Origin of the sequence: Mariprofundus aestuarium (assembly GCF_002795805.1) — a bacterium.
Lineage (GTDB): Bacteria > Pseudomonadota > Zetaproteobacteria > Mariprofundales > Mariprofundaceae > Mariprofundus > Mariprofundus aestuarium.
This window is the reverse complement of sequence record NZ_CP018799.1, coordinates 811019-822474: the sequence shown is the minus strand read 5'-3', so window position 1 is coordinate 822474 and position 11456 is coordinate 811019. Positions and strand designations below refer to the sequence as shown.

Here is an 11456-nt window from a genome sequence, read left to right as displayed (position 1 = left end):
TTGTCGCACTCTTATTTAACGATTTTACTTACTATGACGGGGACAAAAAAGCATGGGCAGACTGATTGTAAATCAGGATGACTTCAGGTTAAAACGCATGCGAAACTCACACTCGAGCGGACAATCGATCATTGCAGGGGGTGTAGGCATCGGCATCGACTTCTCTACAGCTTTTCTAGCTGCTGCAACCAGCATAGTTGGACCATCTTCAACCACCAGTTGATGCGTTGAACCATCTGGAAGTAGCTTGAAACTGATATGCACTTCACCCTCGATTCCACGCCTGCGAGCTGCTTTCGGATACCATTTATGCTGCTCGATATGCGCCATTACCTCGGAGAGATAGCGTTGGGTTTCGCGCTTGATCAGTCCCTCATCAATTTGAGGTGTTGCTACCGCAGCGACAGCCATTGGCTGTGCAACTGCTACCGGTTCACTGACCTGCTGCTGAACCACCTCTTGCACCGGTTCAGCAACCTTTTTACGAACCTTTTTTTTCACTACTTGCTTCACCGGCTCCGGTGTCGCTTTCACAATCTTCTTCTCTGGTTTGGTCTCGGGAACAACTTCCGGTGTAACAACAGACTCAACAGCCGGAGTCAGGAAACTCAGACGTGTAATCGACGGGTTCAGTGGCTGCACCACCCCTGCCGGTGCGCCGCCAAAACTGGCAAACAGAGCCCCGTGCAGCAGCAGTGAGAGGCCGATTGCGCCGTAGCGAACAGCTCTGCTGGAAGAGGTCATGACCGCATGATTCATCTTAATCCCGATCCGGCTGCTCAGTGACAATATCGACACCGGCTGCACCGGCCAGGCGTGCTGCATCAATCACCTTTACCGAGTCACCAAAACCGGCATCTCTGTCCCCACGAATAATTACGCGCTTCTCTAGCCTTTCGGCAAGCAGCGGTCGCAAGTACTCCTGTAGAGCCTCAATACCGACCTGCTGATCCGCGACCATGATCTGGCCTGTGCCAGCCAGTTTGATTTCAAGCGGTGCCTGATCTTCAAGTGATAGCGCGCTTTCTGCTTCAGGCAGCTCAATCGGAAGCCCCTGATCCTTCACGAAATGGGCGGTGAGCATAAAGAAGACCAGCAGCAGAAAAACAATATCGATCAGAGGTGTCAGGTTCGGGGCCTGACCGCTCCTGCGTGTTCCCTCAAATTGCATGAGCCAGAGAGTCCCTGTGATTAACCTGGTCTGCGAGATTATTATCCGGTGTGTGAGGCAAGTTCTCGATCACCAACGATGCAACCCGCTGCATGGACTTGGCGCGCTTATCCACCAGTCCCTCCAGAAAATGCAGTAGAAAAAGCACAGGAATGGCAACAGCCAATCCCGCTCCGGTAGTTACCATCGCTTCCCAGATTCCACCAGCCAGCACTGTGGCATCCACCTTCCCACCTGCTGCTTCAATAACCTGAAAAGCCTTGATCATGCCGGTGATGGTGCCAAACAGCCCCAGTAGCGGAGCAGTGTTGCCCAGCCATGCCAACGTGCGCAGACCGGACTCCATACGAGCCAGTTGATCGGAGCCAATGCGCGATGCCACTCTCACCAGATCCTTCACGCCCTCTTCTGCGGCCTCTCGAACACCGATAGCGATTGCCGCTTCAGGCGCGATACGCTTGCCTTCTGCGTGATAAAGAGAGTCAATATCCCCACTGACTTTGGGCAACAGGTTCAGTTGAACCAGTCGCTCCATGACAATCGCCACGGCCACAACAGAGTAACCCAGCAGCACCCACATGACCGGGCCACCTTTATCAATCAGCGAAGCAATTTCCATAACAACTCCCTTCAGCAAGAATCCGGAGCGAAGCTTATATCAACTAGGATTGGCATATGGCGTGTCAAATTGTCGCAGTCAGGTTTAGTTGTTGTGCTGGGTAACGATGGCCGAGCCTCATTACGGTAAAACTCAATGGCAATCAGCTTAAACAGATAAAAAAATTACCATCGGATAAACCTCGACACTCCATCATGACATCACTGTGCACATGATGGAGCATCAAGGGTACCTACTACTTACAGGTTGACTGTCATACCAACATAAATCGAACGGCCCATACCTGGAACCGGAACACCCCAAGGCACAGCTGTACCCATCGTCATCCCTTGGCCGAGGTAAGCACCACCTAGCGGATGGTTATAGAAGCGGTCAAGCAGATTGCTGACACCTAAATCAAAGCGAACCTGATTCCATTTGTAGGCACCATGCAGGTTCACCAGAGCGTAGCCGGCAGTCGTCATCTCGTTTCTGGTCTGAGAGACTTTTTTCTTGGCGGCCACCATCTCCACATCAACAGTGCCGGTCCAGCCACCGAGGTTGTGCTCAAGCGCCACATGGCCATTCATTGGCATGATGTTGTAGAGGTTGTCACCGGTTGTCTTGTTCTTACCACGAACGTAGTTCATCAGGCCCTTGGCAGTGACACTTCCGTAACTGCCTTCGCTAACGATAAAATCTCCGGAAACATCAACACCGTACATTTCGGCCTTCTGGTTAACGAACTGCAGGTAGACAAAAGCATTCGTTGCTGTCTGGTTCATCATACCGCAGTTCATATTGGCAGAGCTACAACGCGCTGCATCAACGTAGTCATTAACGTAGGTGTAGTATGGGGTCATCTTAAAGCCCCACTTTCTTTCGTCTGCATCATGAAGATCAACCGTGGCACTGATGGTATGGGATGTTTCAGGATTCAGATTCAGATTACCAACATAACCGTTGCCATCACCGGCCAGGTTAACCATGCGCATCATCATACCGGCGGTGGACCATGTGTAGCGTTCATACAGGTTCGGAGAGCGGGTCTTCATGCCGTAACCGAACTCAATGGTTTTATTTTCATCAGGGGTGAAACGTGCCAGTGCCGTTGCATCAACATTGTTGTCGACCTTCTTGCGGTTTGCGGCATTAAAAGCAGCGGCTTCTGCACCCTGGAAGGCCATCATCGTATTATATCCCTGAACAACGTCTGTGTTCATGTCAACGCGCTCAAATCGCAGCCCCAACTGGGTCAGCAACGAGGAAGAAATCTGTGACTCCCATTCGCCATAAACGGCCATGCGATCTCGCTTACCTCCATTGATATTCAAGAAGACATTCGGTGCCATCATCATTCCACCGGAAGGGTTCCACCAGTCATCCAGTCGGTACTGCTGATACTCCGCACCGACCCGCAATTGATCAGCTGACGAGAGGGCAACATTTGCCTTCAGCGAAGCGCCTATATTTTTGCCCTCTGTATCCATCGGCATGCCGTTTACAGGCATCATTACAGTCCCGTATTGATACTGTTTGTCTTCACCGAACTGCATGGAGTGGCGGGTATTTTCAAAGTAGACGCGCGATTCAAGGTTCCCCCAATCAAATTCACTGGTTACGCCCAGATTGGCCTGTGTACTTTTGTTGCCGGTCATATCCATACGTTGATTTGTCCAGCCCTGATTAGGGATGTCCTGAAGACCGAGTTTCAGATCGATCAAGTGATTGCTCTTCAATACACCGATGGCAAGAGCATGGTTGGTCGATTCATACCTGCTCGAGCCAACCTCATCGGCAGCCAACCATCCTCGATCAACCGCTGCAAGACCCGCCGCTTTGAAGTCGCCACCAGCCTTGTAATTTTTACTTGCCTTCACAGTGGAGCCGTTATATCTAATGCTGGCTGTTTCGGTAGCAGCCGTTGCGGAGACATTGCCTCCCAGGACATTGCCGTTGCTACGATAAAATGTGCCGATTTGACCCTTTATGAGCGAGCCTTCACCGGGCTTGGCAAATTCAGGACTTTCAGATTCGACCAAAATTGTTCCACCGATACTGTCTCCCCCCACACTCACAGGTGAAATGCCGGCAAAAACCGCTGCACTTCCTACATTGCTCGGGTCGATGTAAGAGAGTGGTGGGTTCATATGGTTGGCACAGGCGGACACCAGATCCATGCCATCAACTTTGATGCGCAGCCGATCATCAGCAAGACCGTGAAGCACCGGCAAACTGGAAACTCCACCGCCGCCCTGAAGGTTAAGCCCCGGGGTATTTTGCAATAGGCTGGCACTGTCGCTGGTCGCTGGTGCCATGGACTTCAGCTCTTGCTGACTAACGATGTCGCAATGCGGTGCCTGGGTATCGGTTAAGGCCGAGCCTGTGACATCAATCACCGGACCCGCAGCATCTTCGGCCAAAGCAACACCATAAGTACATGTAGCAATCAGAGCGGCTAGGAAAACCTGCCGGTAATGTGTGTGAATCATGATGAATCTCCCCCTGCTATTCGAAAGGCATATCGCAAACGTAAGCGGGGCGAAACATACTGACGGGAGAAAATTTTAAGATGGGACAAATTGTCGCACCCTTACAAACGCTCTGAATACCCGCCGCCTATGGAGGCGATCTCAACTGATCGACGCAACACTTAATCTAGAATAAGGAGGTGGAGTACTGGAACGGTATAAAGAACTTGGATAAACATGCATTAAAACAAAAGTCCGAAATGTGGGATTTTCCTGCACCTGAGATCAGTTAGGCTTTGGATGGGCGCTTGGCTAGTTTTCGTTGCAGGGTTCGTCGGTGCATACCAAGTCGCCGGGCAGTTTCGGAGATATTACCGTCGCACTCCATCAGTATCTTCTGGATATGTTCCCACTCCAGCCGTCTGGTCGACATCGGCTGACCTGTTATCTGGGCAGCGGTATCACCGGATTCACGTCCCAGTGCTGCTACCACTTCATCAGCATCGGCGGGTTTGGCGAGGTAATGCGTGGCACCAAGCTTGATCGCCTCTACCGCTGTGGCAATGGAGGCATAACCGGTAAGCACAACGATGCGCGTATGTTCATCCAACTGATGCAGCTTCTCGACCAGCACCAGACCGGAATCACCCGGCATGCTCAGATCGACCACGGCATATTCAGGCGCAGCATCACCAATCAACTCGATCGAATCGGCCACATTGTGCGACACCTGTACGGTAAATCCGCGTTTCTTCAGCGCAGAGGAGAGGATGCGGCAGAAGAGCTCATCATCATCAACCAGCAGCAGGTTCGGCAGATCTCTGTTTGCTTCCATAGCTACTCCGTTTTCAATCTCTGCAGAGGCAGACGAATCTTTACAAGTGCCCCGCCTTTAGCGTGATTACTGATATTCATCTCACCACCAAGTCGGCGCACCACCTCACTGGCCAGATAGAAGCCAAGACCATGACCATCCTTTTTGGTGGTGAAAAACGGTTTACCCAGAGCCTGCAGCGCAGCAGGACTTAATCCTTCTCCAAAATCGCGAATACCAAGATTGAGCTCTGCGGCAGACCAGTCAGCACTAAGCTCAATGCTATCCGGTGAAGCATCGGCAGCATTATTTAACACGTTGATCACTGCCTGGTTCAGGGTCTCATCCACAACAATGGTCGGGGCCGGTTCAAACCCTTTCAGGGCGACCGCTATCGAGGTTGCCGGATGCAGTTCCTGCCAGCGCGATATGCAGTGGTTCAGGCAGCTCTTCACATCTTCACTATGGCCACTCTCAGCCTTCATCTGTCCGGCACTGGCACTGATCTGCCCCAGCGTGGCCTTACAGCGATCCACCTGTGAACGCAGAATGATGATGTTTTCCAGCAATTCGGGTTGCTCCCGATACTCCTGCTCCATCTCTTTGGTCAGCACGGCCATGGTCGCCAGCGGTGTACCCAGTTCATGTGCAGCACCTGCGGCCAATGTGCCGAGAGAGACCATGTGCTCATCGCGCAGATTTTTCTCACGTGCCTCAGCCAGCTTCTGATCGCGCTGACGCAACGCCTCAGCCATCGAGACCACGAAAAAGAGAATCAGACCCACTGCAAGCAAAAAACTGAACCACATACCCAGCACATGCAGACTGAAATTACTCGTTGCTGCTGTGTGACCGGCATGACCACCATGACCATGACCGGCCATCTCCTGGGTCAGTGGCACATTGATCAGCATCAGCAGGCTGTAGCAGCCAAGCGTGACGGCTGCCATACCCCAGACATAACGTTTGGGCAGTGTGGCCGCCACAATCACCAGCGGCAGCAGAAATAGCGAGACAAAGGGGTTGCTGGAGCCACCGGCAAAATAGAGGAGTGCGGCCAGGGCCAGTACATCCACAACCAGATGCAGGAAAAATTCATTGGCGCTAACCGTTGGAGTTTTACGCAACCGCAACCAGACGTAAGCGTTAAACAGCGAATAGAGTGCAATCACTGAAAGCATATAGTGGAGAGGCAGCTCTACAGCCATCCCATAAACAGCCAGACCAACCGCCGCCAGTTCGCTTGCGATTACGGCACTTCTGAACACGAATAACCGTTTCAGGTTATAGGTGCCCACCATCTCCTCAACGGAGCCTTGAATAAACATCGTTCCCTCTTCGATTCGCATGAGAACTTAAGCTAGGGCCTTAAAGGTGATCAAACAAGCCGGTTCTCTCTGTTATTTTGGCCGCGAAAGTTATATGAATTGCAAAATATCGGAGTGTGACAAATTGTCGCGCAAAAAAAAGAAAGCCCGGCCTGAGCAGGACCGGGCTTGAAACGATGGAAGTCTTTGGAGAGAAAACATCGCAATACGAGTTGGTACATGCGAAGCCTAATCCCTACATTAAAGCACTGAAATATGGCAAAATGTCGCAGGCTCTCTATCAATATTTACCGCTAATCGCGGAGATTCAGAACATCCTGCATATCATACCAGCCGGCATCCTTGGCCATCAGCCATGAGCCTGCACGCACCGCACCCTTGGCAAAAACCATGCGATCAGATGCCACATGATTGATCTCAATGCGCTCTTCATCGGCAATAAACATCGCCTGATGCTCGCCGACAATATTGCCACCGCGCACGACAGAGAAGCCGATTGAGCCGGGCTTTCTTGCGCCAGTAATGCCTTCGCGGGAGTAAACAGCCGTATCGTCCAAAGAGACACAACGCCCTACAGCCAGCGCACGACCCATCGCCAGCGCTGTGCCGCTCGGTGCATCCACCTTGTGCCTGTGATGTGCCTCGAAAATCTCGGCATCGTAATCATCGCCCAGCACTTCAGCCGCTCTCTCAATCAAACTCAGGGCTAGGTTCACCCCCACAGAGTAATTGGCTGCCATCACGACAGGTGATCCTGAGAGAATATCCCGTAACTCATCCATCTGTGCCGCTTCAAAACCTGTGGTGCCGATGACCATGCCCATGTCATGGCTTGCCGCAAAGGCCGCATGGCTTAGTGTCGCTGCAGGTGCGGTAAAATCGATAATCACATCTGCTTCAGAACAGCTGTTAATATCATCAACGATATTCACACCCAGTGTTTCGATACCAGCCAACTCTCCGGCATCACGGCCGACAAATGCAGATCCCGTGCGTTCGGTCGCTCCGGCAAGAACCGCACCTTTGGCATCACTGATCGCAGAGACCAGCATCCGCCCCATGCGCCCGGAAGCGCCCACTACAATTACCCGCATATCAGCCATCATTTACCCTCTCGAGAGAGATCTTCCCAGAAATCCTTCACCTTGCCCAGAAATGAGGAACGCTCAGGATAGATTTCGTCTCCCGCCTCATCGGCAAATTCACGCAATAGCTGCTGCTGCCTGGCGCTCATCTTCTTCGGCACGGCAATATGAACACGCACATAAAGATCACCCTTCTGACCACCGGTGCGCACATCCGGCACGCCATGGCCACGCAAACGGAATACGCGTGCACCCTCGGTTCCAGCCGGAATCTTGATCTTGATCTTGCCGTCCAGCGTCGGTGCATCAACCTCCGCACCCAGTGCCGCCTGCGGAAATGTAACCGGCATCGTGCAGTAGAGGTCCGCACCATCGCGTTCGAATATCTTGTGCGGCTTCAATGAGATGACAATGTAGAGATCGCCAGAAGGTGTTCCGTGCTCTCCCGCCTCGCCTTCACCAACCACGCGCACCTGGGCACCCTCGTAAACACCGACAGGCACCTTCACCTTCAGCTTCTTGTTTACCTTGGTTCGGCCTGCACCGCCGCAACTCAGACAAGGGGAATCGATGCGCTTTCCAGCACCGTGACAGGTTGGGCATGTACGGCGCACAGCAAAGAAACCCTGTTGCATCTGCACCTGGCCATGACCGCCACAGGTGTTACATGGCACCGGATTTGAGCCTGGACGCGCACCGCTTCCATGGCAGGTGTTACAACTTTCGTGCCTGGGGATATTCAGCTCGACTTCACGACCACTGGCCGCCTCTTCAAGGGTAATGGTCAGGTTATAACGCAGGTCTGCACCGCGTGCTGCGCGCCCACCACCACGACCGCCGAACATGTCACCAAAGACATCGCCGAACATATCGCCAAAATCGCGGAATGCATGTGAATCCTGAGCACCACCACGACCCCAGAAGTCCTGCATCTGTTCATCCACACCTGCATGACCATATTGATCATAGCGGCTGCGTTTGCCTTCATCGGTCAGTACTTCGTAGGCCTCGGTCACCTCACGGAAATTTTCCGCTGCCTTAGCATCATCCGGGTTGCGATCCGGATGATATTTCATTGCCAGCTTACGATAGGCCCGCTTGATGCTGTTCTCATCCGCATCCTTAGCTACACCCAGTACTTCATAATAATCGCGGTTGGACACTGTCACTCCCTTGGTTCGTTTAAACAGTTAAAACTAGACTTCAGCTTGTGAAACCTAATCACTTCAACGTTAAGCGGGGCTGCTTTCAGCCCCTGATTCAAAACACAAAAGGAGCAAGGCGCCTGAGCGCCCCGCTCCCCACCAGCTTTAAGCTGCTGTGTTATTTCTTATCTTTTTCATCCACAACTTCAGCATCGACAACTTCAGCATCCATCACATCATCGCCTTTAGCACCACCGGCTTCACCTGACTCGCCAGCTTCTGCCTCTGCCTGCTCCTTCTGCATATCCTGGTAGATCGCTTCACCCAGCTTCTGCGCCTTCTCGGCAAGCTTGGTTTCGGCAGCTGTGATGGTGTCGGTATCGCCACCCTCGATAGCCTTCTTCAGCTCCTCGAGTGCACCTTCGATCTCTTTGCGTGTGGCTTCATCTACCTTGTCACCATGCTCTTTTAGTGACTTCTCAGTAGAGTAGACCAGCGCATCGGCACGGTTCTTTGCTTCGATCTGCTCTTTCAGTTTCTTGTCTGAATCGGCATTGGCCTCAGCATCCTTCTTCATGCGCTCGATCTCTTCCTCGGAAAGGCCGGAACCAGACTCGATACGGATCGAGGTCTCTTTACCGGTACCTTTATCCTTGGCATGCACATGCATAATACCATTGGCATCGATATCGAAGGCCACTTCGATCTGCGGCATACCGCGCGGTGCCGGAGCAATGCCTTCCAGATTAAACAGGCCCAGCTGCTTGTTGGCAGAGAAGAGGTCACGCTCGCCCTGCGCCACCTTGATGGTCACTGCTGTCTGGTTATCGGCAGCGGTGGTGTAGGTCTGGCTCTTCTTGGTCGGGATAGTGGTGTTCTTCTCGATGATCTTGTTGAACAGGCCGCCTTCCACTTCAATACCGAGTGAGAGCGGGGTTACGTCCAGCAACAGTACGTCGGTCACTTCACCGGTCAGTACCGCACCCTGGATCGCTGCACCAATGGCTACCACTTCATCAGGATTCACACCCTTGTGTGGCTCGCGACCAAAGAACTCCTGAACCTTCTGCTGTACCAGTGGCATACGCGTCATACCGCCGACCAACACTACTTCGTGAACATCACCGGCCTTCACACCGGCATCCTTCAGCGCCTGCTTACAAGGCTCGATTGAACTAGCGACCAAATCGCCAACCAGGCTTTCGAACTTGGCACGGGAGAGCTTGATCAGAAGATGTTTAGGACCGGATGCATCAGCGGTAATGAACGGCAGGTTCACCTCAGTCTGAGTGCTGGAGGAGAGTTCGATCTTCGCCTTCTCAGCCGCCTCTTTCAGACGCTGCAGAGCCAGCTTGTCAGTCATCAGATCAACGCCATGCTCTTTCTTGAACTCAGCCGCCAGATACTTGATCAGCACCTGATCGAAATCTTCACCACCGAGGAAGGTATCACCGTTGGTTGCCTTCACTTCAAATACGCCATCGCCTATCTCAAGGATCGAGATATCGAAGGTGCCGCCACCCAGGTCGTATACGGCGATCAGGTGATTCTCTTCGGTTTTATCCAGGCCGTAGGCCAGTGCTGCTGCAGTTGGCTCATTGACGATACGCAGTACGTTCAGCCCGGCAATTGCGCCGGCGTCTTTGGTAGCCTGACGCTGGGAATCATTGAAGTAAGCAGGAACGGTGATTACCGCATCTGTCACGGACTCACCCAGATAGTCTTCCGCTGTCTTCTTCATCTTCTGCAGCGTGATCGCAGAGATCTCCTGCGGGCTCATCTTCTTGCCATCAACTTCCAGCCATGCATCGCCGTTATCGGCGGCCACCAGCGGGTAGGAGACCAGGTCGTGGTGATGTTTCGCCTCTTTCGAATCGAATTTACGACCGATTAGACGTTTTACCGCATAGAATGTTTTATCCGGATTGGTAACCATCTGACGCTTGGCCGATGCGCCAACCAGACGCTCATCGTTGGCAAATGCCACAACAGATGGGGTGGTGTTATCACCTTCACTGTTAGCAATTACCTTGGCTTTATCGCCTTCCATAACGGCTACACACGAGTTGGTGGTACCGAGGTCAATTCCAATTACTTTTGCCATGTTTTCCTGCTCCTGATTATACGTTAAAAACTGATGTTAAAAACTCTCTTGAGCTGTTTATGGGGGGTGACATTTTCACTTTCAACCCCTCAAGTTGATTTTTTTTCTGCCGCGCGCACGAGGAGCACGAAGAAAAGTCACACTCTCTTATTCTTCGTAAACTTCGATGGTAAATATTACTGGCTTAAGCCGGGCCACTGGAGACCAGCACCTTGGCCGGGCGAATAAGGCGCCCATGAAGCGTATAGCCGGCCACATGCTGGGCAATCACCATGCCAGCAGGCTCTTCGCTCGGCATCTGCGAGAGCGCCTCATGAAAGTGCGGATCAAATGCTTCACCGACGGCATCAATACGTTTGACTTCAAAGCGGCCCATCATCTCGTGCCAGCTGTTGAGTGTCAGCTTAACACCCTCGCGAAATGCCGCTTCATTGCCCTCTTCCACGGCCAGTGCACGTTCCAGGTTATCCATCACATCCAGAAGAGATGTGGCAAACTTCTCAACGCCGAACTTGTGTGCATCGGCGATTTCACGCTGCGTACGCTTACGCAGGTTCTCCATCTCGGCATGGGTGCGAAGCACTTTGTCTTTCAGCTCGGCGATCTCCGCCTGCGCTGCTTCCAGTGGATCAACCTCAGGCTCAATGATTACTTCATCGCCATTCTCATCCAGCTGAATGATCTCTTCCTGCGGGGCCTTCTCTTCAGCCTTCTTTTTCTTCTTTCCAATCACTGTAAGC

10 protein-coding genes are annotated in these 11456 nt (G+C 52.5%); all 10 read right to left on the bottom strand.

All coding sequences use genetic code 11. The annotated features are described in order from the left end of the window. Nucleotides 1-72: 72 nt before the first annotated feature. On the bottom strand, nucleotides 73-744 hold the full coding sequence (locus tag Ga0123461_RS04115; protein ID WP_157819217.1) for an energy transducer TonB: 672 nt from the start codon (nucleotides 742-744) through the stop codon (nucleotides 73-75). A gap of 16 nt (nucleotides 745-760) precedes the next feature. Next, the gene (locus Ga0123461_RS04110) at nucleotides 761-1171 is read right to left on the bottom strand and encodes an ExbD/TolR family protein (RefSeq protein WP_100277163.1); all 411 of its coding nucleotides are present in this window, start codon (nucleotides 1169-1171) and stop codon (nucleotides 761-763) included. Beyond that, nucleotides 1161-1790 carry a MotA/TolQ/ExbB proton channel family protein gene (locus Ga0123461_RS04105; protein WP_100277162.1) on the bottom strand — a complete coding sequence of 210 codons (630 nt, stop codon included), beginning with the start codon at nucleotides 1788-1790 and terminating at the stop codon, nucleotides 1161-1163. Before Ga0123461_RS04105 ends, Ga0123461_RS04110 begins: the two co-directional genes overlap by 11 nt. A gap of 239 nt (nucleotides 1791-2029) precedes the next feature. After that, on the bottom strand, nucleotides 2030-4261 hold the full coding sequence (locus Ga0123461_RS04100; protein WP_100277161.1) for a TonB-dependent receptor plug domain-containing protein: 2232 nt from the start codon (nucleotides 4259-4261) through the stop codon (nucleotides 2030-2032). Between the two features lie 268 nt (nucleotides 4262-4529). Then, nucleotides 4530-5075: a response regulator transcription factor gene (locus Ga0123461_RS04095; protein ID WP_100277160.1), complete on the bottom strand. Its 546-nt coding sequence runs from the start codon at nucleotides 5073-5075 to the stop codon at nucleotides 4530-4532. A gap of 2 nt (nucleotides 5076-5077) precedes the next feature. Further along, complete coding sequence (locus Ga0123461_RS04090; protein WP_232710355.1) at nucleotides 5078-6382, bottom strand: ATP-binding protein; 1305 nt, start codon at nucleotides 6380-6382, stop codon at nucleotides 5078-5080. Nucleotides 6383-6675: 293 nt separating this feature from the next. Then, a complete protein-coding gene (gene dapB, locus Ga0123461_RS04085; protein WP_100278673.1) occupies nucleotides 6676-7485 on the bottom strand; it encodes a 4-hydroxy-tetrahydrodipicolinate reductase in 810 nt (269 codons plus the stop codon). Continuing rightward, entirely contained in the window at nucleotides 7485-8630 is a 1146-nt protein-coding gene (gene dnaJ / locus Ga0123461_RS04080) for a molecular chaperone DnaJ (protein WP_100277158.1), read from the bottom strand. Before dnaJ ends, dapB begins: the two co-directional genes overlap by 1 nt. A 160-nt stretch (nucleotides 8631-8790) precedes the next feature. Further along, entirely contained in the window at nucleotides 8791-10716 is a 1926-nt protein-coding gene (gene dnaK / locus Ga0123461_RS04075; protein ID WP_100277157.1) for a molecular chaperone DnaK, read from the bottom strand. A 184-nt stretch (nucleotides 10717-10900) separates the two neighbouring features. After that, on the bottom strand, nucleotides 10901-11449 hold the full coding sequence (locus Ga0123461_RS04070; protein WP_100277156.1) for a nucleotide exchange factor GrpE: 549 nt from the start codon (nucleotides 11447-11449) through the stop codon (nucleotides 10901-10903). Nucleotides 11450-11456 lie beyond the last annotated feature (7 nt).

Coding starts and splice junctions, on each gene's coding strand:
- Ga0123461_RS04100 (WP_100277161.1), bottom strand. CDS start 4,261: ATGATTCACACACATTACCGGCAGGTTTTCCTAGCCGCTCTGATTGCT.
- Ga0123461_RS04115 (WP_157819217.1), bottom strand. CDS start 744: ATGACCTCTTCCAGCAGAGCTGTTCGCTACGGCGCAATCGGCCTCTCA.
- dnaK (WP_100277157.1), bottom strand. CDS start 10,716: ATGGCAAAAGTAATTGGAATTGACCTCGGTACCACCAACTCGTGTGTA.
- Ga0123461_RS04090 (WP_232710355.1), bottom strand. CDS start 6,382: ATGTTTATTCAAGGCTCCGTTGAGGAGATGGTGGGCACCTATAACCTG.
- Ga0123461_RS04110 (WP_100277163.1), bottom strand. CDS start 1,171: ATGCAATTTGAGGGAACACGCAGGAGCGGTCAGGCCCCGAACCTGACA.
- dapB (WP_100278673.1), bottom strand. CDS start 7,485: ATGGCTGATATGCGGGTAATTGTAGTGGGCGCTTCCGGGCGCATGGGG.
- Ga0123461_RS04095 (WP_100277160.1), bottom strand. CDS start 5,075: ATGGAAGCAAACAGAGATCTGCCGAACCTGCTGCTGGTTGATGATGAT.
- Ga0123461_RS04105 (WP_100277162.1), bottom strand. CDS start 1,790: ATGGAAATTGCTTCGCTGATTGATAAAGGTGGCCCGGTCATGTGGGTG.